The 26,490-nt window shown below is 73.3% G+C and carries 21 protein-coding genes and 2 pseudogenes; 11 read left to right on the forward strand and 12 right to left on the reverse strand.

Going from position 1 to position 26,490, the window contains the following annotated elements:
• Window positions 1-275: 275 nt before the first annotated feature.
• Entirely contained in the window at window positions 276-542 is a 267-nt protein-coding gene (locus RND61_RS28995; RefSeq protein ID WP_315881112.1) for a hypothetical protein, read from the forward strand.
• Window positions 543-880: 338 nt separating this feature from the next.
• Here the strand turns inward: RND61_RS28995 and RND61_RS29000 are convergent, their stop codons facing one another.
• The 4 genes from RND61_RS29000 to RND61_RS29015 all read right to left on the reverse strand — a co-directional run bounded on the left by RND61_RS29000 (window position 881) and on the right by RND61_RS29015 (window position 6,220).
• The gene (locus tag RND61_RS29000; protein WP_315881113.1) at window positions 881-1,594 is read right to left on the reverse strand and encodes a hypothetical protein; all 714 of its coding nucleotides are present in this window, start codon (window positions 1,592-1,594) and stop codon (window positions 881-883) included.
• A 556-nt stretch (window positions 1,595-2,150) separates the two neighbouring features.
• Window positions 2,151-2,684, reverse strand: a complete 534-nt coding sequence (locus RND61_RS29005; protein WP_315881114.1) for a PP2C family protein-serine/threonine phosphatase — start codon at window positions 2,682-2,684, stop codon at window positions 2,151-2,153.
• A 1,243-nt stretch (window positions 2,685-3,927) separates the two neighbouring features.
• Window positions 3,928-4,323 carry a hypothetical protein gene (locus tag RND61_RS29010; RefSeq protein WP_315881115.1) on the reverse strand — a complete coding sequence of 132 codons (396 nt, stop codon included), beginning with the start codon at window positions 4,321-4,323 and terminating at the stop codon, window positions 3,928-3,930.
• A 949-nt stretch (window positions 4,324-5,272) separates the two neighbouring features.
• Window positions 5,273-6,220, reverse strand: a complete 948-nt coding sequence (locus RND61_RS29015; protein ID WP_315881116.1) for a hypothetical protein — start codon at window positions 6,218-6,220, stop codon at window positions 5,273-5,275.
• A gap of 79 nt (window positions 6,221-6,299) precedes the next feature.
• On the opposite strand from RND61_RS29015, the gene RND61_RS29020 reads away from it, so the two are divergent.
• From RND61_RS29020 to RND61_RS29045, 6 genes and pseudogenes are all read left to right on the forward strand, one after another.
• The gene (locus RND61_RS29020) at window positions 6,300-6,443 is read left to right on the forward strand and encodes a hypothetical protein (protein ID WP_315881117.1); all 144 of its coding nucleotides are present in this window, start codon (window positions 6,300-6,302) and stop codon (window positions 6,441-6,443) included.
• A gap of 490 nt (window positions 6,444-6,933) precedes the next feature.
• Window positions 6,934-7,116 (forward strand): hypothetical protein, encoded by a 183-nt coding sequence (locus tag RND61_RS29025; RefSeq protein WP_315881118.1) that lies wholly within the window; start codon window positions 6,934-6,936, stop codon window positions 7,114-7,116.
• 151 nt (window positions 7,117-7,267) lie between these two features.
• A pseudogene (locus RND61_RS32785) lies at window positions 7,268-7,639 on the forward strand (pentapeptide repeat-containing protein); the annotation flags it as partial.
• Window positions 7,640-7,957: 318 nt separating this feature from the next.
• Complete coding sequence (locus RND61_RS29035) at window positions 7,958-8,191, forward strand: hypothetical protein (RefSeq protein WP_315881119.1); 234 nt, start codon at window positions 7,958-7,960, stop codon at window positions 8,189-8,191.
• A 209-nt stretch (window positions 8,192-8,400) separates the two neighbouring features.
• On the forward strand, window positions 8,401-10,428 hold the full coding sequence (locus RND61_RS29040) for an insecticidal delta-endotoxin Cry8Ea1 family protein (RefSeq protein WP_315881120.1): 2,028 nt from the start codon (window positions 8,401-8,403) through the stop codon (window positions 10,426-10,428).
• A gap of 451 nt (window positions 10,429-10,879) precedes the next feature.
• Window positions 10,880-11,281 carry a hypothetical protein gene (locus RND61_RS29045; protein ID WP_315881121.1) on the forward strand — a complete coding sequence of 134 codons (402 nt, stop codon included), beginning with the start codon at window positions 10,880-10,882 and terminating at the stop codon, window positions 11,279-11,281.
• Window positions 11,282-11,346: 65 nt separating this feature from the next.
• Here the strand turns inward: RND61_RS29045 and RND61_RS29050 are convergent, their stop codons facing one another.
• Entirely contained in the window at window positions 11,347-11,754 is a 408-nt protein-coding gene (locus RND61_RS29050; protein WP_315881122.1) for a hypothetical protein, read from the reverse strand.
• Window positions 11,755-11,976: 222 nt separating this feature from the next.
• Between RND61_RS29050 and RND61_RS29055 the strand changes: the two are divergent.
• The 3 genes and pseudogenes from RND61_RS29055 to RND61_RS29065 form a co-directional block, all read left to right on the forward strand.
• Window positions 11,977-12,273: pseudogene (locus RND61_RS29055) on the forward strand (IS5/IS1182 family transposase); the annotation flags it as partial.
• 130 nt (window positions 12,274-12,403) lie between these two features.
• Window positions 12,404-13,234: a nucleotidyltransferase domain-containing protein gene (locus RND61_RS29060; RefSeq protein ID WP_315881123.1), complete on the forward strand. Its 831-nt coding sequence runs from the start codon at window positions 12,404-12,406 to the stop codon at window positions 13,232-13,234.
• Window positions 13,235-13,362: 128 nt separating this feature from the next.
• A protein-coding gene (locus tag RND61_RS29065) for an IS5 family transposase (protein ID WP_315881124.1) occupies window positions 13,363-14,180 on the forward strand; the annotation gives its coding sequence in 2 pieces (ribosomal slippage) (window positions 13,363-13,711 and window positions 13,711-14,180; 819 coding nt in all).
• Window positions 14,181-14,537: 357 nt separating this feature from the next.
• Here the strand turns inward: RND61_RS29065 and RND61_RS29070 are convergent.
• Window positions 14,538-15,314 (reverse strand): IS3 family transposase, encoded by a 777-nt coding sequence (locus RND61_RS29070; protein WP_315881125.1) that lies wholly within the window; start codon window positions 15,312-15,314, stop codon window positions 14,538-14,540.
• Window positions 15,311-15,616 carry a transposase gene (locus RND61_RS29075; protein WP_315881126.1) on the reverse strand — a complete coding sequence of 102 codons (306 nt, stop codon included), beginning with the start codon at window positions 15,614-15,616 and terminating at the stop codon, window positions 15,311-15,313. Before RND61_RS29075 ends, RND61_RS29070 begins: the two co-directional genes overlap by 4 nt.
• Before the next feature lie 305 nt (window positions 15,617-15,921).
• On the opposite strand from RND61_RS29075, the gene RND61_RS29080 reads away from it, so the two are divergent.
• Window positions 15,922-16,593 (forward strand): class I SAM-dependent methyltransferase, encoded by a 672-nt coding sequence (locus RND61_RS29080; RefSeq protein ID WP_315881127.1) that lies wholly within the window; start codon window positions 15,922-15,924, stop codon window positions 16,591-16,593.
• A 192-nt stretch (window positions 16,594-16,785) separates the two neighbouring features.
• Here RND61_RS29080 and RND61_RS29085 read toward each other — a convergent pair whose 3' ends face one another.
• The 5 genes from RND61_RS29085 to RND61_RS29105 all read right to left on the reverse strand — a co-directional run bounded on the left by RND61_RS29085 (window position 16,786) and on the right by RND61_RS29105 (window position 26,433).
• Window positions 16,786-18,477 (reverse strand): thiopeptide-type bacteriocin biosynthesis protein, encoded by a 1,692-nt coding sequence (locus tag RND61_RS29085; protein ID WP_315881128.1) that lies wholly within the window; start codon window positions 18,475-18,477, stop codon window positions 16,786-16,788.
• A 102-nt stretch (window positions 18,478-18,579) separates the two neighbouring features.
• Window positions 18,580-20,529, reverse strand: coding sequence for a TOMM precursor leader peptide-binding protein (locus tag RND61_RS29090; RefSeq protein WP_315881129.1), 1,950 nt, complete (start codon window positions 20,527-20,529; stop codon window positions 18,580-18,582).
• The gene (locus RND61_RS29095; RefSeq protein WP_315881130.1) at window positions 20,526-22,448 is read right to left on the reverse strand and encodes a hypothetical protein; all 1,923 of its coding nucleotides are present in this window, start codon (window positions 22,446-22,448) and stop codon (window positions 20,526-20,528) included. The genes RND61_RS29090 and RND61_RS29095 overlap by 4 nt, the downstream gene beginning before the upstream one ends.
• Entirely contained in the window at window positions 22,445-23,593 is a 1,149-nt protein-coding gene (locus RND61_RS29100) for a lantibiotic dehydratase C-terminal domain-containing protein (RefSeq protein ID WP_315881131.1), read from the reverse strand. Before RND61_RS29100 ends, RND61_RS29095 begins: the two co-directional genes overlap by 4 nt.
• A gap of 32 nt (window positions 23,594-23,625) precedes the next feature.
• Entirely contained in the window at window positions 23,626-26,433 is a 2,808-nt protein-coding gene (locus RND61_RS29105) for a lantibiotic dehydratase (protein WP_315881132.1), read from the reverse strand.
• Window positions 26,434-26,490 lie beyond the last annotated feature (57 nt).

Raw genomic sequence — 26,490 nt, forward strand, 5'->3', positions numbered from 1 at the left:
CGTCCAGGACAGTCGGACACCACACCCGACAGCGAGGTCGGCCGCCGGGGTGGCCGGCTTCCCCGAGGCCGGGCCGGTCGCGCCCTGGGAGTGGACGCCGGACATCGCCCACTGTCGGGCTTCGGCGTCCGACAGGTTCAGCACCTGTGTCTCCTGGGCGCGGCCGCGGGGGACGACTTGGACGCGGCCGTCGTGCTGGCTGGGCATCGGGATGGGGCTGACCGGCGGGCACGGGCATGTGCCAGGCGTTGAGGCTGTAGCGGACCAGGATGCGGGTGGAGAAGTTCTCGCGCATCTCCGGTCCGCCGATGGCGCGGGCGGTGGCGGACTGCGCGACCAGCAGGACGTGGAGGCGGACCTGGCGGCCCATGAAGAGGATCTCGGCGAGCGCGTCGACGGCCGAGGAGGTCTTGGGGTTGCCGGGCTCCCAGTGCCACACCGGCAGCTGGACGTGCGGCACCTGGCGCAGGTGGACGGGGGTGGCGCACCGCGGCAGGCCGGCCAAGGACAGCGACCACCAGGTCGTGGCCGCTGGGCGTTGAGCAGCTGGTTCAGCGCGCGAAGATCATGATCAGGATGCCGGTCGCGATCGCGCTGATGAGCAGCGATCCCAGGCAGCCGATCCGGTTACTGAAGAAGAACATGACACCCGACTACCCCGAAAACACCTGAAGGTAGCCGCAGGAGCGGTAGCAGCTCCGTGGCCGACGGGGAGGAACACCAGACCGGCCGGGGTCGTGCCCGCGTAGATGGTTCAGTCCGGTCGCGGTGAACGGGATCCTCCCGCCGTAGAGGTGGTGGCCACCCTTCTGCCGCTTCCCCTGCCGCAGGTGGTCGCCCGTTGCCGACCGCGGAACAAAGTCAACGTCGGCGGTCCCGCTCAGCCCAGGGGCTCGGCCAGCTCCGGGATGTACCGGACGTCCTTGAGAGGTGCTGTGAGCTGTGCGCCGAACTTTTCCACGACGGTGCCTGCGGTGCCGACGTGCACGACCTGGAGGGCGACGCGGGTGTCTTGTCCGCGCAGGTCGATCCGCACACGGGGGGAGCCGCCTTCGGGCTTCATGTCCACGATCCGCTCGTCGGGGTACCCGGCGCGCTTGAGCGCGGCTCGCACCTCGGCAGCGTTGCCGCCCGTGCCCTTGAGGGCCGCGGTGACGTGCGTGGCGAACTTGTCCGCGTAGCAGGTCTCGGGCTCGGTGAGCGCAACCGGCTCCAGGAGGTTCTCGTCGGGCATGGGCGGTACCGGGTCGTCGGTGGCCGGCGGATCGGCGGGGTCGGGGTCCGCGGGCAGGGGGGCGCGGTCGCCGGGCTTGCCGGAGGGCTCGCCGGAGGGGCCCGGGGGGATGGTGGGGGCATCGCTGGGGCCGAGGGTCTTACCGGTCTTGGTGCCGTCAAACGGCGGGCAGCCATCGGTGACCTCGAAGGACAGTTTCATGAAGTCAAGCTGCGGATGGTCGGCGTCCCCGCCCCCGGGTACGGAGACGGCATTGCCCGTCTCGACCGTAGCGACCGAGTGCGTGCCGGAGCAGGCGGCGAGAGAGAAGGTGAGCACGCCTAGAGCTAGGACGGCTACGGAGTGTGCTGTTCGAGACATGCCGACAACGTACAATCGCATGCTTGACATGGCCATGAGTACGCGTACTCATGGGCAAAACGGAAGAGCTGACTCCCAAACAAATCCCTTGCCCGCGATACCTCCCCCTCATGACAGCGACTTGGTTGTGCTCCCAACCACCGGCGGGCGGGCGGGCGGACACCGCTCTCCGCAGCGGCCCGGTGACGGCGGGCCGGACAGCGGTCGACGACAGTGGTGGTCGACGGGCGAGCGCCAGTGGTGGTCGACGGGCGAGCGCCAGTGGTGGTCGACGGGCGAGCGCCAGCGGGCGGAGGCGGCCGGACACCACTCCCGGCAGGCGACGACGGCACCGTACAGCGGCCGGCCGGGTGGCGGGGCCTCGTACGGGCGAGCACCGGCGACGGTCGACGACCAGCAGCGGGGCAGGGGCGCCGGGATACCAACGCGGCGAAGGCCAGCGGTGGGGCGGCGCGCTGGAGGGCAGCGTGCAGGTCGGCGATCTGCTGGACGCGGATCTCGGCCGCGGGGGCGGGGGCGGGCGGGGTGTCCATGAGGGGTTCTCCTTGGTGGTCGGTCAGGTGGGGCGGGCGATCAGGGCGGTGGCGTTGTCCGCGTACGGGTCCCGCTGCGCGCGGGCACGATGGACAGCGTCGTCGACCAGGCGCTCGGCGGCGGTGCGCGGGTCACCGTTCAGGTAGTCGGCCAGGTCGCGGTCGGCATCCTCGTGGGGCTCGTAGGCGCCGTCGGAGGCGAGGAGCAGCCACCCCGGCCGGGCCGGGGTACGCAGGTGCTCGATGGCCGGGTGGCCCCACCACCGTTCGGTCTCCTCGTCGTCGCGGATTCCGCCGAGGCAGGCGGTGATCAGGTTGCGATTTCCGTGGCCGTCGTAGGCGCGGCGGGCGTTGTGGTCCTCGCTCAGCAACCGCAGAGGCCCGAGTCCGTCGAGAAGGAGGTAGGCGCGGGCGTCGCCCGACCAGGCGACGGAGAACAGGCTGCCGGGGACGTGGACGGCGACGACGGCCGCCGCGCAGGGCAGGTCGTGATCGGGGTCGCGCCGGGCAGGATCGGCGGCGTAGCGGTCGTACTCGGCCCACAGGCCGGCTACCACGTCGCCGCACACGGCGGCGGCACGGGCCAGACGGCGGGACGGAGCGGGGCCCGGGCAGCGGCAAGCCCGCGGCGCCGCAGCAGGACCGCGAAGCGGCGGGACGGCGGCGCCGCGGGCGGCACACCGGGGGCCGGACGGCGGGGGGCCGGGCAGCGGCACGGCGACGGGACCGCGACGGCACGGCGGAGGCAGGCGGCGGGACGGCGGCGCCGCGGGTGGTGGCAGCGCGGCGACGGGCGGGCGGGCCTGCAGGGGACCGCGACGGCGCCCCGGCAGCCCGGCACCGCACCAGGACCGCGAGGCGGCGGGACAGCAGCGGCACGGACGGCACGCCGGGCGCGGCGGGGGGCGAGGTCGCGGGCCGAGCGGCGGGACGGCCGGCGGGCGAGCGGACAGTGCCGAGCGGGCGGGACGGTGGCGGCCCGACAGGACCGCGAAGACAGCGGCGCGGCGGCGCCCGGGCGGCGTCAGCAGTGGAACGCTGAACGAATCCGCGCAGTCGCGGGCGCCGGCGCCCACCCTCGCTGGCCCGGCACCTTCCCCAGCCAGACGACGCCGCAGAGGCACGGCGGCCGCGGCGCTGCGGGCGGCGGGACACCGGGCGGGACGGCGACGCGGCGGGACGGCGGGCCGCGAAGCCGCACCGCCCACGGCAGCATCAACACGGCAAGCAGCGCAGAGCCACGGTGACACGGTGAGGGGCAAGACAGCGACCTCGCGGCGGCACGGTGTCGACACGACAACGGCAGGGACGCCGCAGCGAGGCACAGTGGCGGGGGCGCCGCAGCAGGACGCGGGGACAGCGGAACGGAGGCGGCGGGGATGGGACACGACGGGCGGCGGCGCCGCGGCAGGACCACGAAGGCGGCGGACGGCGCGGCGCCGTGACGGGACCGCAGCAGCAGGACCGCGAAGCGGCGGGACGGCGGCACCGCACCGGCACCGCGGACGGCACGGGGCAGCAGGGCGCCACGGCGGCGGCGCGGCGAGGCGGCGGGCCACCGGGCCTGTGTGGCGTCGGCGCACCGAGCGGGCCGAGCTGGACAGCGGCGGGCGGCGGCACGGCGACCCGGCCAGGCACGGCGCGCAGGAAGTCGAAGACGGCAGGAACGGGCAGCGCTGCGGCGACCCGGAGAGCGCCGGGACCCCGGCCGAGGGCAGAGCTCAGCGACCGGGGTCTTGGTGTTCGCCCTGTCAGACGAGGTTGTGTGGTGTGCTTCTGTTATCCGCAGGTAGCCACCGCTCACCCGTTGGTCTTCTGCACCCCCGCATACGTGATTGTGTCGCTGGAGGCGCCGCACCATCGCGCGCTCCTGGCGTTCGGGCCCGGCGTCTTCCACGGCCCTTGAGCGGTGTAGATGCTCCCGGTGGACCGTTTGCAGGTGATCGTGACCCGGAACTGGCCGTTCCCGCTCGTACAGGTGGCCTCACCGAGCCCGTTCGTGAACTTCCTGGCCGTGCAGCCAGACGGAGCCGCGATGACGACATCCGTCGTGCCGGGCGCGAGACGGAGCTCGTCGCGAACAGCCCCCGTCAGGGTCTGCGACTGCGCGGCCGCCACCCCCGGGGCGCCGATCGCGAACGCACCAACTGCGAGAATCCCCGCACCAAGGACGCGCATACGGTTTTCGAAGAACACTGGGCCTCATCCTTTCAAGTCGATTTACCCTTACGTAAGGTCAGGTCCTGACAGCGAACGCCGCCGACACCGGCCACGGCACGGCCGCCACAGCAGATTCCGGCACTCCACATCGGAATCTCCTGTCGGCTGCGAACCACTCCGTTCCAGAAGTTAGGCCCGCCGTCCTGGGACCCCTCCCGGCTTGACGAGCGCAGGCCGAGCCCGGCCCATGGTCACCTGATCACTGAAATGTGAAACAGACACTTATCGGCAGAACAGCTGGGTGGGCTCGTTGTCGTCGACGTACACGTACTTGCTGCCGTCCCAGGTCCAGTAGGCCGTACACAGGGTGTCTCCGCTCTGCTGGCTGGTGGAGTAGGAGTTACTCGTCGTCGCCCACTGCCACTCGCGCCTAGTCGTTACCGCCGCGGTAACCGACCAGGCCTTCGCTCCAGCCGGCGTAGTGAGGGCTGGAGTTGTACAGGCCGTACCAGTCCTTGGTGCTCTACGGACGCCCTTTGAAGCCGATGACGACCTTACCGGCTCGGCATTGGGGGGGGTGACGGCCGTGGGCGTCCCTGCTGCGGAAGCCGGCGCGGCGAGAACGGCGACGAAAGCAGCGGTCGCTGCGGCGAAAGAAAGTGCCTTACACGTGGGGCATCTCACTCCTTCCTTCTTGTCGAGGATGGAACCTGTTGCCAGTACAGCACACGGACCGTCAATCATTTCACCGTTCTGCCTCTAAACCCCGCTAAAAGGTACGCAGCCATATCAAAGAGATCGAACTTTGATCGCTTTTCGACCTTCCGTTCGAATTGATCAGTCGCGATACTCAGCCTCGTTCCAACAGATCACCAGCAGACAACGGCCCACCCCTTCCATGACCAGTGCGCAGACCGCCCCCGCACCCCAGGCCGCCAGCCGATACCCTGCGGCTGTCACGAAACCGAAAGATCGCAGCTGCCCGTCAGGTACATGCCTTCGTGCCGCGGGGTGGGTCGCCGTCTCCGCGGGTGATGTGAAAGGTCACCGGGATATTCTGCAGGCCGGGACCGGGTGGATCGATAGCGGTGACAATCAGCCGGATCCAGCCGCCGTCTTCTCCTGTGATGACGGCGGATTCCCCGATCGCCACCCCTGTGGCCGTGCAGCTGCGCGTCGGGGTGATGACGAAGTAGCTCACGCCTTTCTCATCCAGGGCGGTGACGTTGATGCCGATGTCTTTCTCCGGCGTCCACTCGGTCGGTGAGGAGGCGATCGGGTGCATCTTGGCGGTCAGCTGTCTATGGGCTGGCAGGGCGGTGCTGGGAGTTTGCACCGCCCTGGTGGGGGCCGCTTTCGTCGACCGGGCGGTGGGTGCGCTGTCGGAGGGTTCTGGACCAGGGGTGCCCGAGGTGACCGGGGGGCGGGCACCGGTGGTGTCGGTGGTGGCGGTGAGGATCGCGACGCCGGCCCAGCCCAGCAGGAACACGGCGACAGCCGCAGTGGCTAACGTCCAGGGCCAGGTGCGTCTTGGGCTGGCCGGAACCTGTCGGGCATGGTCGTGTGATCCGTCCGCCGCTTGAGGCGGGGGGGAGGGTAGTTGGTCGTTTCGCTCCGTGGGCGGGGCGGGTGTGGTGGAGCGGGCGGCGTCGGCGCGTTTCCAGCGTTCCAGGCACGCGGCCACCGCGGGCTCGCCGCCCAGCGCCCAGGCGATGGGCTCCGCAGTCTCCCAGCGAGGGAGTCGTTTGCCGCTGAGGATGTCGGAGATGGTGCTCTCCCGCACGGTGGCATCCGGGTACCGCGTTCGGCTCCGCCGCACGATGGTGGTGTAGCTGGGCTTTGCCGCTTCCCGGTGGAGCTCGCGCATCCAGGCGGCGAACTCCGCGACCGGTTCTGTGGCCCTTCCGGTTTCTTCGGAGTCATTCGCTGTCATTCGGTTTCCCCCTAAGCCCAGGTCATGGGTGGCTCACTGGTGCCTGTCCGCACTCGTCGCTACCCCATCGAGGCTCATCGTGTACGTGCTCGCCGTTCTCGCCCTGCTCATCCTTGCCGGTATCGCGATCGGGCGGATCGCCTACCAGAACCCCGCCCTGGGCACCGCCATGGTCACCGCTACCACCGTCCTCGCCCTCATCTACACCGTCCTGCAGAACTGACCCAGCGCCCGCGCCCCCGGCCCGGGGCGACGGGACCAGTCGGCCGGGGCGCGATGAGCACGCCCCGGCCGAGCAGGCTCTGAACACCGGGCATGAGCGCCACGAAGGCCGCCCATGCCCGAGTCGGCTTGAGCGACCCCTTGGCCGGCCCCCGTACCCCTCAACCCCACCACCGTCGGCAAGGGCACGCCGAGGAAAGTGGCCCACGGACCGAGCCGAGGAGCCGGGATTTCGAAACACGACCGGGGAGGGCCGGGCAGCAGGCCGCACACCGGCCGGCGAGCGGTCGGCATCGAGCCTGGCACCCCCCCCTTGCTTCGCTGGGTCATCGCTCCCCCTTGCAGGGCTAACCCGGCGGCCCTTCACAGTGCCGCCACCGGCCGCAGCGGAACTTCGAACCGATCACCAGGCGCTGCCCACGGCCGGTTGCTTCCCCGGCCTTCCCGGCCGGGACGGCAGGACCTTTTTCACTGACCGGAGGTCACCCACCATGCTCGACACCCTGCTCACCCTCGTGCTGCCCCTGGCGCTGTGCCTCGCTGTGGCCTGCCTGACCGTCGTCTGCGTCGTCGCGCTCAGCCAGGCCCGCCGTACCGACACCGTCGAGGTGGTCCGGGCACTGCCGGAACTCGCAGCCGTCTTCCTGCGATTCCACCGACAGCGACGACGCTGAACACACCCCTACCAGCAAGCGTCCGACCGTCCACCCGCCGATCCGTTGCGGGCGAACGGCCGGGCGTCACCCTCCGCGGTCGAAGTAACGGAACCGACGACCGGGGCCCGGGGATGTCGTCCGCGCCGACGACGGCGCCGTACGGCGGCCGGTGGAGCGACGGCGCCAGAGCGAGCGGCGGAGCCTGCGTCTGTGGCCTGTGGGCCCCGTTTTGGCGCTGGCCTTCACCCTCGCGCTCGTGGTGGCCGCCACCGTCTTCTATACCGCGTGGGACCTACTGGGGGCCCGGGAGGTGAAGACCGAACAGCGCATCGACTCCAAAACGCTGTTCGAGCCGGTCAAGCTGTCCTTCGGGGTGGTAGCCGGAGCCAGCGCACTGGTCGCTTTGGTGGTGGCCTACCGGCGCCAGCGCGTCGACGAGGACGGTGCGCTGCGTGATGCCACCCGGTTGCACACCGAGCGGTTCGCCACCGCCGTCTCCCAGCTCGGGGACGACTCCGCCGCCGTGCGCCTGGGCGGTGTGCCCGAGTACGACGCAGAGGCTGCTGGCGAAGCGCCCGGCCTGCGCGAGGCCCTCGGCCTGGACGAGTCGGCCGCCACCCGCACCGGCGCGGACGACGCCGAGCAGCGGGCGCGCGCTCTGGTGCAGGCCATGGAGGACGCCGGCTGGGTCCCGAAAGCGGTACCGGAGGTCTGCGCCGCCGTGCCCGCCGAACGGCGCGGCCAGGTGGCCGCGACCCTGGACTTCGTGGAGCCCGACGAGGTCGGCGCGCGGCTGGCCGGCCACCCCGAGGTGACCGAGGTGCACGACCTGCACGTCTGGTAGATCGCCTCGGGCGAGGTGTCGCTCTCCGCGCACGTCCTGGTCGTCCCGGGCGGGGACTGCCACACCGTACGGGCGCGGCTGGAGACCGTGCTGCGCGAGGAGTACGGCATCACCCACACCACGCTCCAGGCCGACCACGCCCCCTCGCCCCGCGACCCGCTGCCGGCGCCGCAGGGGCACTGCCTGACCTCCCACGGCCCGGTGCACCGGGCGGCGGCCCCCGAACCGGCGCGGGTGCCGGGGGCGTAGGACGCCTTCCGGCCGGCCGGGTCCCGGCGGGGCGACGGCGCCGTTCCGGACTCCCGGGCGCAAGCGCCGCTGTCCGGATCGGGCCCCTGTGCGATCAGGCGGGCTGCCGGCGGGGGGAGCGCGGAACCATACTGTGCGCTGGTATGCGGCCGGTGCGTACGGGCCGTCAGGAGCGCCCGGCGCGGGCGTCGTCCCGGAGGGAAACCCACATGGAACAGCACGCGTCCCGTCCCGTCGACCAGCGGATACCGCAGACGTTCCGAGGCGAGGCGACGAAGGAGGCGCCGGCCGGCGGCGGTCCGGCCGCCGGCGCCGCCGCCCCGGCGCGCTTGGACGCCGCCGGCTCCTCGGACCTCGACACCGCGCTGGAGGTCACCAAGAGCGCGATCTTCTTCATCCTCGATGAGGGGGTGCCCTTCGTGGGGCCCTTCCTGGCGTTCGGCTTCAGCACCTTGTGGGACGTCCTCCTGCGCCCCGGCACGGATGTGTGGGAGCAGTTGCGATCCCGGATCGAGAACCTGGTCGACCAGAAGATCGGCGACTACCACTACAAGCTGTGCCGGGACAAGGTCAAGGGCTTCAGCGACGCGGCCCAGACGTACCGGAGATTCGCCCTGCAGAAGGAGAAGGACTGGGCCCAGATCGCCATACAGGCCACGGCGCTGCAGCAGTCCATCGTCGCGGCGCTCCCGCTGTTCCAGGAGGAGGACTACGCCCTGCCGCTGACGCCGCTGTTCGTCCAGGTCGCGAACCTGCACCTGTCCCTGCTGCACGACCTGGCGGCCTACGGCGAGCAGATGGGGCTGCAACGGTCCAGCGTCGACCAGTACCGGTCCATGCTGGACGAGGTGGTGTCCCCGCACGGCGACCGGAGCTATGTGAGGTGGGTGACCGACCAGTACCAGGCAGGCCGCAGCAAGCTGCCGCGCGACACCCAGCACTGGCTCGGCGACGCGAAGAACGCCGCCAAGCTGATCGGCTACGACCGGAATTTCTGGCTGCAGTCGATGGACTACGCCACCTATCTGTGGCCGAAACTCCACTCGGACCCCGTGCCCACCGACCGGTTCACCGACCGGACCGTCTACCTCGGCCCGTTCGGGAGCGCCGATTGGGACTGGTACGACGGCTTCCAGGTGCCGGGGCCGGCGCCGCGCGGCCTCTTCTCCGGCCTGGAGGTGTGGAGCTGGGACCGGGTCGACCAGATGGACCGCGCCTTCGGCTGGCCGGAGAAGCAGTGGACGGGCCGGGTAGGCAACCCCGGCGGCTCGTCCGACCCCGACGAGAAGGACCACGGCGCGGGCGGCACCTGGTCCTTCACCCCCGAGGACTACATGACCAAGGTCACCGTCCAGGCGGGGCAGGGCGTCTACAGCTTCCGGTTCACCACGAACACCGGGTGGAGCAGCCACCAGTGCGGCCGGGACATCGGCGGCGACGGCCCCCTGTACTGCGTGACCGACTTCGGAATCGCCAACCACCAGGTGGTCGACGTCCAGCCGCACGGTGCCAACGGCGGCTACACGAACATGGACGCCCTGATGGTCGCGTTCCGGCCGGTCACCGAGCAGGTGGGCCACGGTTTCCCCCTCGGCGTGGACGCCGTCGTCCCTCTCGGGGACCGCGGGTACTGGTTCTTCCGCGGTGACAAGGCCCTTAGGACCGACAAGGCGGGTACCGGCATCGAGGTGCCGGTGGGTCGCCTGACCGATCCCAGGTTCTGGCCCGGGTTGGCCGATACCGCCTTCGCCGGCGGCTGCGACACCGTCTACCGCACCCCGGAGGGCGGCTGGCGTTTCTTCAAGGGAAACCTGGTGCTGGAGACCGACGGCGCCGGGGAACTGCGCACCGGGCCCGTGGACTTCGCCGGCGCGGCGTACTGGCCCGCTCTGGCCGGCACCGCCTTCGCCAGCGGCATCGACGCGGTCTACGGCAAGGACGACGGTACCTGTTGGTTCTTCAAGGACGGCGACTGCGCCCACGTCAGCGCCGACGGTCGGCGCCTGCTCTTCGCCGATCGGATCATCCACGAAGAAGGCTGGCCGGGACTGACAGGCACGGTCTGCGAGACCGGCGTCGACGCGGTCTATCTCGGCGGCGACGGATTCTGGCTCTTCCGCGCCGATCAGTGCCTGAAGACGGACTTCAGCGGACGGCTCTGGTACGAGCCCGGGGCTCTCACCGCCGAAGGGCGCTGGCCGGTACTCCTGGACTGCGGCGTCAACCTCACGACCTGACCGCTGGCCTTCCGCGCCGGTCGCAACAGAGTGTGATCAACGGCTGGTGGGGGGTCACGCTGCCGCGCCTTCACGCGGATTCGGCCCGGAGAAGGGGTCCAGGCCGATTCCGCTCCCGAATGCCCGAATTGATCTACTTTCGCGCGGGTGCTGTCACGCGGCATCCCGGCAACGTGACAGGGGCGCGTGACACCTTCAGGAGGCGCTCGGTGAGCGTGACAGGGGTGATCAAGGTCTGTGTCCGGTGACAGCGAACCCGGACCATCTGCCACCGCAGTTGGATCACCGTTCGGTTCGTGACAGCAAAGTTGGACCGGGAGCCCAGAGGCCACAGTCGTGGCGTCACTGCCCCCACCTTTCTCGTCCCGAGCGATGCCTACGAAGTCGAGGAGGGTGCCGGGGAGAAATCCATGCTTGACCTCAACCATGATTTAGGGATGAGTGTCGAATCATGACCACCCACGACTCGACGGTTCTCCTCTTCCGGAACACCATGCGCATCACCGACGGTCACCTGGAGAGCTTCCACGACGCCATCGCCAGGGCGGTTGCGTTCGCAGAGCAGCACGGGCCCCAGCTGATGGTGGAGACCTTCGTGGACGAGCAGCGGATGCTCGCTCACAGCTTCCAGCTCTATCAGGACTCCGACGCGGTCCGCCTCCACTGGAAACTGGCGGACCCGTACATCCAAGAGGTGATGAAGCACTGCAAGGTAGAGCGCTTCGAGGTGTTCGGTGCACCGGACGCTGATGTGGCAGCGGGCGTGCGCTCGGCTCTCAGCGAGCAGTGCGTGCTGACGTTCAGCCCGCGCATCGCTTGCTTCGTCCGCTTCACCACCGGGCCCCGCTCATAGTCCCCGGCTCCTCATCGCTCGACACCAGCGGTCCAACTCCAATAGCAAACGATCCAGCATCACTGTCAGAGGACAAACGCGGCGAGCGCGCCGACGGCTTCGGGCTCGGTGGTGGCGAGCCGGGCCGCGAACGCCAGCTCGTCGACGCCGGCGTCGGGGACCAGGCGGGCGAGCTCGGCGAGCAGCGCGGCGTGCGCGAGGACCGGCGGCGTCAGAAGGCCGGCGGCTTCCTCGCGGGCGGCCGGGCCGGCGTAGTGCCCGCGGTGCGCGGCCAGGGCATGGGCGCGCCAGGCCTCGACATCGGCCTGGACGTACCCGCCGGCCCGCCGGGTCAGCTCGTCACGGACGGCTTCGTCACCCTCGGCCGGCTCGGTCTGCCCCAGCGTGCCGAGCTCGCGCAGCGCCTGGAGCTCGCCACCCCGGCCGGACGCGGCACGCGGGATGTCGAGGCGGCAGGGGCGCCCCGGCAACACCGCGAGACACAGTGGCCGGGGCGCCACAAGCAGGACCGCGAAGCGGCGGCACGACAGCGCCGCGCCGGCGCCCCGGGGCAGCACGCCGGGGCGCCGGGCGCAGCGGGGGCCACGGCGGCACAGCGGCGGACGGGGCGGACGGCACGGCGGACGGGTGGGCGGCCGTCAACGGTGGAACGCCGAACGAACCCACGCAGTCACGAGCGCCGACACCCACCCTCATCGGCCCGGCGCGGGCCCCGTCGACGGCGGCCCGCCAAGCTCCATGGAGACAAGGGCTACGACTACGACCACCTACGGAAATGGCTCCGCTTGCGCAATATCATCCCGCGCCTCGCCCGCAGAGGCATCGAGTCCTCCCAGAAGCTGGGCCGCCACCGGTGGACTGTGGAGCGAACGGTGGCGTGACTGGCTGGGTGCCGTCGCCTGTACCGCCGCTACGAGCGTAAGGCCGAACATTTCCTGGCCTTCACCGGTATCACGGCCACCCTGATCTGCTCCCGCCGACTCGGCGACTGAGCCGTCCCCTATGATCTCGACCATGGGCAACTTCTCCTGAGCGGCCGCGACGGTCCACAGACATTCGCCCGGCAGGTGCCGGGCTCCGTCAGCGTGCCCGCACGCTCACCCCAGGAGAAACCACCACACCATGTCCGTTCACTCTGCCCGTTCCGCCCTGGACGACCGCATCGCACGCCTGCGACAGCTCGCCCACGCCGACACCCGGCTGGAGGGCGTACTGCTCTACGGCTCGTGGACCGTGGGCGAGGCCGACGCCCATTCCGACATCGAGGCATACCTCTACATCCAGGACGACCGCCTCGCCGACTTCGACGGCCCCGGCTTCCTGGCACAGCTCGCACCGCTCCAGCTCTCCTACACCAATATGTACGGCATCCTCTCCGTCATCTTCGACGACCTGATGCGCGGCGAGTTCCACCTCACCCCCGCCGGCCCCGGCATTGACGAGGTCCCCACCTGGCAAGGCATGGTGCACCTGCCCCGCCCCGACGACGCCGTCCTGCTCGACCGCACCGGCCGACTCACCCAGGCCGCCCGACAGCTGGCCACCTTCCAGCCGCCCGAGCCGATGACCACCGCCCAGCAGCTCACCAACGAGCTGACCAACTGGACCCTCATGCTCGCCCACGTCCTGGCCCGCGGCGAGATCGCCCGCGCCCACGCCCTGCTGCACACCGTCATCGCACCCCAGCAACTGCAGCTCTGCCGCCTGTTGCGCAACAGCACAGCCCACTGGCTCACCCCCAGCCGCGCGCTCGAACAGGACCTGCCCGACACCGACCGCCATCGCTACGCCGCCACCACAGCCGCCGCCCGCGACCAGGACGTGCGCACGGCGGCACGCAACAGCTGGCGCTGGAGCCGTGACCTGGCCTCCGAGGCCGCCGACCGCTGGACCATCCACCTGCCGCACGAACTCCACGAACAAATCAGCAGCCGCCTGAACGACCCTCGCTGACCACATCCAGCTGGGGTCACCAGACTCACCCGGTGGCCCCAGCTTGGCGGCCCCGGCCGCCACACAACGCCAATTGAGATCACCTCTTAAGACCGTGTCCTATATGGTGAGGCGTCGTTGACGTCGGTATGGGGCGGGGTACGTGGAGTTGGATTGTTCCGGACGGACTGTGGGAGATCGCGAAGCCGCTGATCCCGCCGTCAAAGGTGCGGCCGCAGGGCGGCGGAACGCAGGACACGCCTGATGAGACGCTGTTCGCCGCGATCATCTACGTGCTGGTCAGCGGCTGCGCCTGGCGGGCCCTGCCTCCCTGCTTCGGGATATCGAAGTCGACGGCCCACCGCCGGTTCCTGATCTGGTCCAGAGCCGGCCTTTGGGGCCGCTTGCACGAAGCCGTGCTGCACCAGCTCGACGACGCCGGCCTGCTCGATGTGACCCGTGTCGTCCTCGACACCGCCCACGTCAGGGCGAAAAAAGGGGCGAACTCACAGGTCCGAGCCCCGTGGACCGGGGCAAGCCGGGTTCCAAGATGCACGTCCTGTCGGACGCGAACGGACTGCCCCTGGTCGTCGGTGTCTCTGCCGCGAACGTCCACGACAGCGAGGGTCTGAAGCCCATGGTCGAGGGTCACCAAACGAGACACGACCCCCACAACGGTCGCCACTTCAAGCCCCAGCGCCTTCATGCGGACAAGGCGTACGACATCCCCCACCTGCGGAAATGGCTACGCGGCAAGCGCATCGGCGTGCGCATCGCCCGCAAGGGCATCGAGTCCAGCGAAAGCCTGGGCCGCCGCCGCTGGGTGATCGAGCGCACGATCTCGTGGCTGTCGGGCTATCGCAGGATCAGCCCCCGCTACGAGCGTCATCCCCGCAACTACCTGGCCTTTCTCGGTCTCGCCGCGGCCCTGTGCTGCTACAAGCGACTCGTCCGCCTCACCACATAGGACACGGTCTTAGTTATGTGGGGCTAGAAGATCGATGTTACGGCGATGTGACACACATCACACCGTGCGGGCAGTCAGGGGGTGGTCCGGCATTGCCGGGGCCCAACGCGCCCGGCCGACCCTCACCGCGACTCAGCAGGCGGAGTACCGAGGTCGGCAGGGCCGGCCCCGAGCGGGCGCCGCCCCGAACCGCGCGGCTACTCGGCGGGCAGCGATGGAACAACGGGACTCGGCGCGGGAGGGGCACAGGCGGAGGGGTGGCGCCCAGCCGGGAAACGGCGACACGCCGACGGCGTACGGCCGGGGCACGGGCGGGGCCACTACGGCCGAGGATCCCGAACTCGGCGAACGGGCGGCCTACACACCGGGCCGGAAAAAGGCCCGGGACGCGGCGACGGGCCGAGCGGCGGCAGGGCGCCACAGCAGGGCCATGAAGCGGCGGGACGGCGCGGCGGCGGGACCGCGGCGCGCCGGCACCGCAAAGCGGCCGCCGGCCTGGCGGCAGGCGTCGGCGAACGCCCAGCCGGTGTACTGGGTGCCGTGGTCGGTGTGCATGACCGCCCCGGTGAGGCTGCCGCGGGTCCGTTCGGCGGCTGTCAGGGCATCGAGGACGAGATCGGTTCGCATGTGATCCGCGACCGCCCAGCCGACGAGGCGGCGCGAGGCGAGGTCGATGACGGTGGCCAGGTAGAGGAACTTCCCTCCATCCAACGGGAGACAGGTGATGTCGCCGACGTACTTCGTGTTCGGTCCACTCGCGGTGAAGACGCGGCCGATCAGATCCGGGGCTTTCACCGCGGCCGGGTCCGCCACCGTGGTGCGGTGCCTGCGACGCAAGCGCAGACCCGCCAGGCCGGCCTGGCGCATCACGCGGGCGACCCGCCTGTGATTGACCCGCTCGCCCGCCTCGCGGAACTCGGCGGTGATCCTCGGGACACCGTAGGTGCCGTCCGACTCGCGGTGCACGGCCCGCATCCGTGCAGCGAGAGCGGCGTCGGCCGCCTGCCGGGCGGCCCGGCCCGCAGCAGTGCGGCGCCAGTAGCAGAAGCTCGAGCGGGCGATGCCCAGGATGGTGCACAGCCGCTTCACGCCGTAGCGGCGCTGGTGGTCGGCGACGCACTGGAAGCGGTTCACCAGCGCGTCTCCCCGGCGACATACTTCGCCGCCTTCCGCAGGACCTCGCGCTCTTCCTCCAGCTCCCGGACCTTCTTCCGTAGAGCGGCGTTCTCCGCCTCCAACGGCGTCGGTGGCTCGGCCGGCACTTCCGCCCGGCGCCTCCGAGGCCGACTCGCCCCGGCCGCCCGGACCCAGTTCCGCAGGGTCTCGGGATTGATCCCCAGATCGGCGGCGATCTGCCTGATCGTCGCCTCGGGCCGCGACTGGTAAAGCGCGACCGCGTCCGCCTTGAACTCCGGCGGATAGTGCTTCACGACCACGAGATGTCCGTCCTCAGATCCTGAGGATCCAGTGTCTCGTGTGTCCAGGATCAAGGGGCAAGGCCCACCTTCACCCATCGAGATGAGTCCTTGGGAGCCCCGAGTGACCACAGGAGACCGAGGGCGCCTCGGCCGGATCGTGCGCTCCGGTCACGCGGCCGCCGCACGATGCCGCGGCGGACGGTTGCCGTCTCGGCACGGGTGTTTCCCGTCCGGTGGCGGCATGGTGCAGCCTCCCCTCATGGGCGCCGCGCCGGAGGGCGCCCGACCGAGCAGACGACCGCGCACAGCACCGGAGGCACGCCATGACCGACACGCCCGCGCCCGATCAGCCCGCCGAGTTCTGGGAGGCCCGCTACCGCGACAGCGACCGGGTCTGGAGCGGCCGCCCGAACGAACTGCTCGTCAGGGAGGTGACCGGCCTGGCGCCCGGCACCGCCCTGGACCTGGGGTGCGGGGAGGGCGGCGACGCGGTCTGGCTGGCCTCGGCGGGCTGGCGGGTCACCGGGGTGGACATCTCGGCCACCGCGCTGGCGCGCGCCGCCCGGCACGCCGCCGAGGCCGGGGTCGGCGAGCGCACCTCGTGGGAACACCATGAACTGGGCCGGTCGTTCCCCGAGGGCTCCTTCGACCTGGTGAGCGCCCAGTACCTGCAGTCCCCGGTGGAGCTCGATCGGCAGGGCATCCTGCGCGGCGCCGCCGACGCCGTCGCGGACGAGGGCACCCTGCTGATCGTCATGCACGCGGGCTGGCCCTCCTGGGTGACGGAGCCGCCTTTCGACGCCGTGTTCCCCACCCTGGACGGCGTTCTGGACGAACTCTCGCTGCCCGAGGAGGAGTGGGCCGTCGAGACCCGGGAGACGGTCCGCAGGCCGGGTGTCTCCCCCGAAGGCGTCGACGGCTTCCGCGAGGACCATGTATGGCGGCTGCGACGGCACCGGGGCGTGGGCCGGAAGCGGATCCCGACGGCGGGATGAACCCGGATCGTGGCGCGCGGGGGCCCGGCGGGCGGGCGGTGGGCGGCGCAAGAGCCGCCGTTGCCGCAGGTCAGGGGGCCCGGCCGCCCACCGGCGCGGGTCCGGCGGTCCCCGCTGCCGGGCCGGACCGCGTCCTCCGGGCCGGTGGCCGGGCGGGGGCGGGTCCGGAACCTCCGGCCCGAGGCCGGGGCGTCAGCCCTCCGTGCGACGGCCGAGCGGCAGGAGGTACTGGAGGGGGTGGTCCAGGTCGTCCAGCCCGAACAGCTCCTGCGCCAGGTCGTCGTGGAAGCCGCCGAGCGGGGTGCCCGCCAGGCCCAGGGCGGTGGCGGTCAGCAGGAGGGTCTGGGTCAGGTGGCCGGCCTCCAGCAGGGCCAGCCGCAGGGCGCGCAGTCCGTACCGGCGGCGCAGCAGCCCCAGGTCGACGTAGACCCCCAGCAGGACCGGTGCCTCCTCGACGCCGATCCGGTCGGGGTCCTGCGGCGGGCGGGAGAAGTACGTCGACAGCGGAGTGACGTCCGCGACGGGCGGTACCGGGCCCACGGGCCGCAGGGTCCGGCGTTCGGGCACGCAGTCGTACGTGGCCGCCGGGAGGCCCGCCACGTCGAGGGCGAGCAGCCGCACCCGGGCCGTGTAGAGGGCCCCCGCACTCGGGTAGGGGCGGTGGTCCAGCGTGCGCGTGGTGCCGTCGGCGAGGCGCTGCTCCGAAGTGCTGCTGTGCGCCAGCGCGTTCCACAGCAGCGTGCCGAGCCCTTCGGCGTCCAGCGGCCCCCGGAGCGCGCCGCGCAGGGAGGTCCGGCCGATCAGCGCGGCGCGCAGCGACACCTCGGGCAGCGGGCCGGCCGGAAGGGGTACCTCCGGCGGGCCGGAGGCGCCCGCCGCGCCCAGGGGGAGCGCCGACGGCGGCAGGGGGCGCAGCGAGGAGTCCTCGTTGCGTCCGATCCGGAACTTGCTGCGTTCCAGGTACTGGAGGTCCACCGCGTGGTGCCCCTCGGGGAAGAACGACTGCGGGTCGTCGGTGTCCAGCAGCGTCCGGGCGGCGAGCAGGCACACCGCGCGTTCCTCGTCGGGGGTGACGCCGAGACGGTTGAACAGCATGTGCAGCTGCGACGCCCACACCCACGGCAGCACGGTGTCGGCCGCCCCCGCCCCGAGCTCGGCCCGCAGCCGTTCGTCGGCCTCCCGCACGCACCGGACCCACTCCAACAGCCACGGTTCTCCACTGCCGTCCCGCAGCGCCTCCCCCAGACTGCGCGCCCGCCGCCGCAGCGCCGTGCGCTGGGCCGCGTACACGGTGTGGACGCGGGAGTGCACCGCCGCGCCGGGGAGCAGCGCCACCTCGGTGACCCACCGCCAGCCGGACGCGTGGCGCCGCAGCCACCTCGTCGCCGCGAGCCGGTCCATGCCCAGGGCGTACGCCGTGGCGTGGGCGAGGTCGGCCGCGATCGTGAGGCGCGCGGCGCCGCCGGGCCCGCCCCGGAGCGTTCGCAGCGCCTCGACTGCCAGGCGGGAGGAGACGACGAACACCTCCTCGGCCGTGGGCAGGGCCCGCGGGCCGCCGTACCGGCCGGTCTCCGGTACGTACTCCACGGCGCGGATCTCCCCGTGGTGGGAGGGCCAGGGGCCGTCCGCCACCGCGGGCTGCTCCTTGGCGGCCCGCGCCAGGGCTCCCGGCAGTTCGGCGGCGGCGCCGGGGCCCAGCCCCCGCACCCGTACGCGCAGGTGCGGTCCGTCCTCGCCGTACCGGATGAAGAACCACTGCGCGGCCTGGCCGGAGGCGACCAGCCCGTCCAGGTGGGGGGCCAGCCACCCGGTCAGGAAGGCGTCGGTGTCCTCGGTGCCGGAGTGCAGGAACAGGTGGTGGCTGTGCCAGGTGTCGGTCGTCACGTGCGGCCCTCGTTCGGTGGGAAGGTGGACGGGAGGATGTGCGGGAGGGGCCGGCCGGGGAGCGGCCGGTGGGCCGGGCGCGGTGCCGGGGCGGGTGGGCGGTCAGGGGAAGGGATGCGGGTGGAGCGCCAGGTCGCGGTGGCGCAGGGGCCGGGAGGCGCGGCCGAGCCGGTGGGGGACGTGCAGGAGCCGGGGCAGCCCCCGCGTGCGGTGGTTGACGTGCCCGAAGGTCATCGGCAGGGAGCCGGGCACGATGACCTTCGCCCCGTACAGGCCCAGGCGGTCGCGCAGTCCCGGCTCGGTCTGGTCGACGGCGATGACCTCGAGGTCCGCGTCCGCCAGCCGGGCGACGGCTGACGCGAGCAGGGCGCTCAGATCGGTGACCGGCTCCGGCGCGCCGGGCCAGACGGCGGCGACCGGCCGGGCGGGCGTGTCGCGGAACAGGAAGTCCAGGCGCGGCCCCGCCTCGGGAAGGGTGTTCACCCCCACGTGGTCGTCGAGGGTGACGACGAGGTCCGGCCGGTCCAGCATGGGCCGCAGTCGTTCGGGGTCGCGGGGCCGCCCGTCGGCGGTGGCACGGTGCGGGGACTCCAGGACGTTGGTGACGACTTCGGCGACCGCCGACCGGATGGCCGTGCGGGGGTCGTGGTGCGCGCCGGCGGCCAGGAACATCCGCGGCGCCCGCGGATGGGTGCCTTCGTAGCGGCAGACGGCCACGACCGCCGGGATCCCGAAGTCGTTGGTGGCATCGAGGAGGAGGAGCCGGTAGCCGAGGAGCGCCGCGCGGTCGGTGAGCAGCGCGGTGTCGGGGTCGTCGGCCGGCGGCTCGACCCGAGGAAGGGGCGTGGCCCCGTACCACGCCATCAGGAAGGCGTCGCGCTCGGCGACCTCGAACAGGCCGTAGAGCGTCGCCTCCTCCAGGCTGTTGCCGAGCCCGCAACCGTTGGACGACTCGTAGACCACGCGCGTGCCGCCGCCCGGTACGTCCCAGTACGCGACGTGCTCCGGTACGGCGACGGGCCGGCCCCGTGTGAGCGACCAGCCGTGCACCCAGTCCAGTTCCAGCGCGGGGTCGTACGGCACCGTCCGTGACGCCGGGTGGCCGTGGAAGGCGGGGTCGGGCAGCCCCAGCCGCCGCGGGTCGACCGCCCTGTCGGGTCCCAGCGCGGCGAAGGGCGCGCGCAGGACGGTGCGACGGCCGGTGGGGCGCATGCCCACGTACCGCTCGACGCTCTCGAAGAGGGCCACCCGCTCGCTGCCGGCGAAGTCGCCGGCGCGGCCGTATCCGCCGTCGTCGAGCGGACGTCCGTCGGTCACGAACGCCGTCGTCAGGCAGAACGCCGAGACCTCGGAGCGGAACAGCCGGCGCACCGGTCCGAAGCGCTCGTCGTGCAGCGCCGCGCGCAGGTCCTCGGCGCCGGTGCGGTCGTTGGCGCCGCGCAGCACCGCCGGGTCGGCCACCGGCCGCGGGCCGGCCGGGAGGGGGCCGACCGAGTCGGCCGAGTCCTCCGGCAGGGGGCGGCAGACCGCGCAGCCGCCGATCGGGCGGACCCGGTGGGTGGACCAGGTGGCGCGCCCGTTGTGCACGACGTGGACGGTCGCCGTCGCGGCGGGAGCGGCCGGTGTCGTCGGCGGCGCCTCCTCCAGCAGGTCGAGGGCGAGGGCCCCGACCGCCTCGCCCAGGGCGGGCGCCGGCACCCCGCCGAGCGTCAGCGCCGGGCTCTGCCAGGGCACCCGGCCACCCGCCGTGGCCAGACGCTGGTGTTCCGAGCAGCACAGGCACGCGGCGGCCGCCGGCCCGAGCACCGGTCCGACCACGGACAGCGCCCCGTCGAGGCGTACGGGAACCATGGTCACCGGATGGGCGAGCGCGTGGCGGCTCAGCTCCTCGGCGAGTCCCCGTGTCCACCGGGTCAGCAGGACGACGACCCGTCCCGCGGTGGTGGCCAGCGCGGTGTCCGGGTCGAGGACCGGCACGGGCAGCGGGCCCAGCGCCTCGTGCGGGTCCGGCGCCTCGTGCGGCTCCAGGGTCTCGTGCGGGTTCGGTGTCATCGCTGGTCCCCTCCCACCGCGAGCACGGTGAAGCCGAACGCGCGCAGCAGCGCGGCGAACTCCCGCGCTTCGGGGGCCGCGGGGAGGGCCTCCCGGTCGTGCAGGCCGGTCAGCGTGCGCAGGGTGCCGCGCAGGGCCGCTTCGCGGGCGGCGACCTCGGTCAGCCAGCCGGTGGTCCAGCGGTTGTCCTCCCAGGGCGCGGGCCGGGCCCCGGCCACCGCCGACGGGGCCGCCGAGCCGCCCGGCGCGCACGGGTCCGTGACGGCGGCACCCTGGCGGGCGGCGCTGACGGCGGCGGTGGCGGTGAGCGCGGCGAAAGCCGCCGCGTCGCCCGGAGTGGCCTCGACGGCCCAGCCGAGCCCTGACCCCGGTTCCGCGGCCGGATCCGGCACCGGCCCCGGATCCGGCCGACCGGTGTCCGCGAGCACCACGGCCCGGTACGCCTCCCGGTCCCGGTCCAGGCGGATCACCTCCATGCGGGCCCGGACGCCCAGGCGTTGCGTCAGCGTCGCCCACCAGTGGCGGGCCTGCGGATGGCCGAGCCAGACGGCCTCCGGCAGCGGACCGCTCACCGGACCGGGTGCGCCCGGGCCGGCGGCCCGGCGAAGGGCCCGCCCCCAGGCGTGGTCGGGGTTCGCCCCGACGACGTACCGGACGGTGGGGTCCGCGCCCGCCAGGCCCAGCTCGGCCGCCCGGCAGAACGCCTCCAGGCGGGCGAGGTCCAGGCGCGGCGCCCCGGCGACGACCGTCTCGGAGCGCGGCGTCCGTACCGCGCCGCCCGGAAGGTCGCAGGAAGCCAGCGGTACGGGCAGTTGCCGCAGCGCTCCGGGGAGGGGCGCGGGGCCCGTGCCGATGTGCTCCGCGCCGAGCGCGACCGCCCGGTCGAGCGCCTCCGCCAGGCTGCCGGCGGGCTCCAGGGGGGTACGGCGGTCCGGATCGATCCGGTCGGGCCCGAGCCAGTTGCGGTACTCGGCGCGCGGCGGTCGCGCGCCGGCCACCAGCACGGCGGGCAGCCCGGGCAGCAGCCGGTGGTCGTCACCTTCGTCGGCGGGGTCGGGCAGTCCGCCCGCCGCGCACAGGAGCCGCTGGGCCGCCGCCGCGGCGAGCAGCGGGACGAAGGAGGCGGGGAGAGGCCCGGACGCCGGGGCGGTGGCGGACCGCGGCGGGGCCGCGGCCCCCCGCGGGTGGGGGGCCGTCGAGGCGCCGGTGCCGGCGGCCAGCCGGGCCGACAGGGCGCGTGCGTCCGCCGCGGCCTGCTCCGGGCTGCCCGGGGCGGTGACGAACCCCAGGCCGCCGTGCACGCCCGCGGCCACCGCGCGCGGCGGGCCGTCACCGCCGGCGATGCGCAGGAGGACCAGCCCGTCGGGCAGGGCGGGGGTGACGGCGTACGCCACCGTCACCCCGCCACGGCGCAGCGCCCGCCCGGCGGCGCCGGCCAGGTCGTCCGGGGTGGGTGGGGGCGCGGCCGCCCCGAGGCGGTCGTACGGCGGCCGGCCGGCGGGAGCACCCGAGACGACCTCCACCCGCGTCGCCGCGAGGACGGCCGCCGCCGTGGGCGGCCGCTTCGCCGACGCCGCGAGCCAGCCCGCCGCGGGTCCGGCGGGCTCCGCCACGAGCAGGTCGTGTTCCAGGAGTTGACCGACCACCGTGTCCACGGCCTCGCGTAGGGCGGTGCCCGGCTCCGCCTGCCGCAGGGGACCGGTCAGGCGGCCGGTGCGCAGCGGCTCTTCCAGAAGCCGCCACAGCCGGGGCAGCGCGGCGCTGCCCTCCAGGGTCACGCTGCCCCGCCGCCCGCGCAGGTGCAGGCCGTTGTGCAGGGGGGTCACGGCGACCCCGGGGCGCAGCCGCCACGGCAGGGGCGAGCCGTCCCGGTGCGCGTCCGTGCCGGAGGCGGCCGGGGCGGGCGTCCCGTCCGTCATGAGCGACCCTCCACCGCGTCGATGACCGCCCCGACCCGCTCCCGCCAGTCGCAGCCCGTCAGGCCCGGGACCGTACGGATGACCAGGTACGCGGCGAGGTAGCGCTCCAGCGGCCGGACGTCGCAGATCGCGAAGAGCCGGTACAGGGCGTTGGTGCAGGCCCGGTAGACGAGGTAGTCGGGGCGGCTCCACATCGTCCCGCGCGGGTCCGAGCGGCGCAGGAGCCGGTGGAACTCGCTGTAGCGGGTGCGGACGTCCTGGTTCCAGCGCTCCATCGCGGCGGCGTCGCCCGTCGCCGCCGCGCGCACGCGGTACTCGAGCGGGGAGCCGTGCAGGTCCGCCCCCGCGTCGTGACGGCTCTGCGCGAGGTCCCAGGCCGCGGCCGACCACGCGGCCCACGCCCTTTCCCACGCCAGGGCGCCGCCCTCCGCGATCCGGCCGACGAGCGCGGTCACCACCTCGCCCGCGCTGTCCCAGCGACGGGCGAACCCGTCCCGCAGCCGCCCGTCCGGGTCGGCGTGGACCAGGAAGTCCTCCAGGTGGGAGACGTACGAGTAGTGACCGCCGGCGAGTCCCCCGGGGTGGGCCGCCGCGTGGGCGGCGAGCGCCGCGACGGCGAGCTGGACGCGGGCCTGGGCGCTGTTCCCGTGCGTGCCCAGGAAGGCGGTGCCGGCGCGCAGCGCGCCCAGCCCGCTGCGCAGCAGGTCGTCCCGGAGGGCCACACCGTCGGCGCCGAGCAGACCGTGCAGGGAGGTGCGGTCGACCGGTTCGACGCGCACGGTGTTGTCCGCCACGATCGGGCCGTAGGGCGGGGCGACGAGTTCGACGCGGCCCGCTTCCGCGGCCTGCGCGAGCAGTTCGTCCTCTCCGAGGTCACTGTGGGAGGGGTGGTCGCGGACCCAGTCGCGCAGGACGCGGGCGGCGTCCCGCGCGGCCGGGCGGACGCTCTGCGCGGGGCCTTCGAGGCGCAGCCGCACGTGGGGGCCGTGCAGCCAGTGCCGTTCGACGTGTGCGGCGAGGCCCCGACCCACCTGGGCTTCGGCGAGCGGGAGCACCGCCTCGCGCAGCAGCGGCGCCTTGACGGGCTGGTGGTAGTAGGCGACGACGTCGAGGGAGGTGGTCGTCCGGGACGGTCCGGCGGGCACGGTCTTCTCCTCGGCTCTCCGGTTGCGGCGGGTCATGACGGGCGGCGGGGGCGGTAGGTCTCCAGGACGAGTTCCACCGCCCGGGTCGGCGTGGCCGATCCACCGGGCGCGGGCAGCGCCTCCTCCAGGACCACGCCGTCGGGGTGGCGGGAGAGCCACTTGGCCAGGCAGCGCAGGTGCAGCGCGTTGCCCAGATCGACGAACTGCGGCTTCGGGCAGCTCAGTTGCGTCAGGAAGTCGTCGGCCGCGCGGCCCGTCGGCGCCGTGACGACGGGGTGTAGGAAGACCTGGTCGGGCAGGGCGAGCAGGGCCCGCCACCGGGCGGCGGCCTCTACCGGGACCGTCCCGGCGGCGGCCAGTTCCTCGCGCAGCGCGCGCACGACGCCGGACGGCAGGACCCAGCGCCGGCGGAGCAGGACGACGTGCCGGTGGCGCAACCGGGGGGTGCGCACCACGGATCCGCCCGGGGCCCGCACCGTGTGGTGGGGCACGAGGGAGCGGAAGTCGACCATGCCGTGAGGGTGGTCGGACAGATGGGCCGCGATGCGGCGCGGGAGCATGATCGGGGCGAGGAAGCCGGGGTACAGGACGTCCAGGACGTCACCGGTGTCCCGGATCCCGAACCGCACCTGGTCGGTGGCCTCGTCGTGGAAGAGCTCCAGTTCGTCCTCCGCGATCGATGCCGCCCCGCGGTCGGGGCCGATCTCGTCGGGGACGAGGAGGGGATGGAGGTTGGCGTTGAAGCCGTTCACGGGACGGATCTGGGCGACACGCTCCCCGGCCCCGTGCCCCAGACCGCGACGGATCTGCCGCGCCACGCCCTCGGCGGCCCGCGGGTCGAGGGCGTCCAGGAAGCGGCTGGTGAAGCGCCCCCAGCCGCCGTAGACGTGGTTGACGCAGAGCAATCCCCCGGCCGGGTCGCGCTGCAGGAAGTACGCGTAACTGACGGGCCGTTCCACCGTCCAGCGCGGCAACCGCGCCGCCAGGCCCCGGACGAGGTCGGGCGGCAGGACGACGTCGTCGTCCGGCCCGGGTGCCGGTGTCCTGGTGGCCGACGCCTCCCGTACGGCGCCGGCGACGTCCTCGCGCAGGGCGGCGAGTTCGGCACCACCGGTGGGGAACGCGGCGCTGTCCTCCCGGCGCAGGGCGGCGACGCGCCCCGCCCGCTCCCACGCCGCGGCGACGTCGGCGCCGAACTCCCACGGGTGGGCGCAGCGTCCGCCGCGGCCGTACCGCTCGACGAAGCGGTCCCGGGCGACGCGCCGCACGAGGTGGCCGAGGTCGAAGAGTTCGGCGAGGGCGGTGACCTCGCCGAGCGCCTCGTGGTCGGCGGAGCCGACGAAGCCGTCGAGTCGCAGCGCTCCCGGGGCGACGACGTCCTCGGACAGGAGGTTCAGCGGAGCCGACCCGGCCGGGACGGGGCGACCGTTGTCCGCGAGCAGCCCGGTCCAGCGGTGCGCGAGCTCGGTGAGCACGCGGGGGCGCTCGTGAACCGGGGCGGCGGGGAACCGGGCGACGAGCGCCGCCAGTTCGTCGATGCGGTCCGCCTGGGCGATGTCCTCGGCGCGGGTGCTTCCTCCGGCGTCGGCGCCGTCCTCGCCGTGGGCGGCGTCCACGGCGTCGGCCGTGCCGAGGGTGCGCAGCCACGCGGAGAGGCGCGCCAGGGGGTCGGCGTCCTGGGGCGGCACCGGATCGGTGGGCACGAGGAGACCGGCTTCGGCGAGGCGGTCCAGGAAGGCCGTGGCGGCGGCGAGGTTGCCTTCCCCGCGGTCCTCGCCTTCCGCGCGGCTCGCGTTCCCCGCACCGGGCGCGCGGGGCAGGGCTGAGGCGAGCGCCAGGGCCAGTTCGTGGAGCGGGGCGGGGGTCCGGGCACGGTCGGTGAGCAGGCGCAGGGGGCCGCCGAAGGCCACCTCCACCTCGTCCTCGTCGGTGACGAGGTACCGTCCGCCGGCGAAGGCGGTCCGGCTGCGCGCGTACGTGGCGCGGCCGTCGGTGATCCGGGCGGTGCTGGTGATGCGGTGGGGGCGTGCGGCACGGCGGTGCGGCCGGTCCAGGAGGGCGGCGGTGAGGGCGGCCGTGAGCGTGCGGTTGACCGTGACCGTCGCGTGCAGCGGGCCGTCGAGGAGCGCCTCGTGCCCCCAGGGCCGCACGTGCGGCCGTGGCGCCGGGGACTGCGGCAGAGGGCCCCAACCGACGGCGGTGAACCAGGACAGAGGGCTGGTCTTGGTGCTGGCCCTCAGGGCGTAGCGCAGCACGTTGGGTTCTTCCTTGCGCGCCTTCCGGTCGTCGGTGCCCCTGCCGGCACGTTCGAGGGCGCGGAGCAGGCCGGCGCTGGTGAGGGCGACGGCGCGGGCCAGGGCCGGCTCCCGGCACAGGGCGGCCAGGGCCGAGCGCTCGGCCGCGAGGGCACGGGGGACGGCGAGGTCCAGCTCGCGGAGCAGAGCGGCGCGGCGCTCCCGCAGGGTGAGCCAGCGGGTGAGCCGGGGCAGCCGCCCGGGCAGGTCGCCGAGCCGGGCCAGGAGGGCGGGCCGTGGGGTGCGCCCGTTGTGCACGGTGCGCCGCAGCGGCAGGACGACGTCCCGGTGGAAGTCCTCCGGGTGGCCGTCCCGGCTGGCGTACAGGTCGTCGCAGAGGGGGTGGGAGAGGGCCGCGAGTTGCCCGTCCAGCTCCGTCAGGCGGCCGATCAGCGCGCGGAACCCCGCTGCGGCCGGTGTCTGGGGTGGATGGGCGAGCACGGTGGCGCGGACGAGCGCGTACGGCGCCGAGTGCACGAGCCGGTCGGCGGTGTGCGGGTCGGTGCCGGCGGCGGCCTCCACGTCGGCCTTCTCGACGTACGGCATGCGAATCCCCTCTCCCTTTCGTCGTGCGAGCCCGCCGCGGGGGGGGCCGCGCCGGGG

The sequence above is a fragment of the Streptomyces tamarix genome (assembly GCF_032423885.1).
Lineage (GTDB): Bacteria > Actinomycetota > Actinomycetes > Streptomycetales > Streptomycetaceae > Streptomyces > Streptomyces tamarix.

What these genes read in the sequence shown, in the direction of transcription:
- RND61_RS29000 (WP_315881113.1), bottom strand. Translation starts at nt 1,594, where the DNA reads ATGTCTCGAACAGCACACTCCGTAGCCGTCCTAGCTCTAGGCGTGCTC.
- RND61_RS29015 (WP_315881116.1), bottom strand. Translation starts at nt 6,220, where the DNA reads ATGACAGCGAATGACTCCGAAGAAACCGGAAGGGCCACAGAACCGGTC.
- RND61_RS29025 (WP_315881118.1), top strand. Translation starts at nt 6,934, where the DNA reads ATGCTCGACACCCTGCTCACCCTCGTGCTGCCCCTGGCGCTGTGCCTC.
- RND61_RS29040 (WP_315881120.1), top strand. Translation starts at nt 8,401, where the DNA reads ATGGAACAGCACGCGTCCCGTCCCGTCGACCAGCGGATACCGCAGACG.
- RND61_RS29045 (WP_315881121.1), top strand. Translation starts at nt 10,880, where the DNA reads ATGACCACCCACGACTCGACGGTTCTCCTCTTCCGGAACACCATGCGC.
- RND61_RS29060 (WP_315881123.1), top strand. Translation starts at nt 12,404, where the DNA reads ATGTCCGTTCACTCTGCCCGTTCCGCCCTGGACGACCGCATCGCACGC.
- RND61_RS29080 (WP_315881127.1), top strand. Translation starts at nt 15,922, where the DNA reads ATGACCGACACGCCCGCGCCCGATCAGCCCGCCGAGTTCTGGGAGGCC.
- RND61_RS29090 (WP_315881129.1), bottom strand. Translation starts at nt 20,529, where the DNA reads ATGACACCGAACCCGCACGAGACCCTGGAGCCGCACGAGGCGCCGGAC.
- RND61_RS29095 (WP_315881130.1), bottom strand. Translation starts at nt 22,448, where the DNA reads ATGACGGACGGGACGCCCGCCCCGGCCGCCTCCGGCACGGACGCGCAC.
- RND61_RS29105 (WP_315881132.1), bottom strand. Translation starts at nt 26,433, where the DNA reads ATGCCGTACGTCGAGAAGGCCGACGTGGAGGCCGCCGCCGGCACCGAC.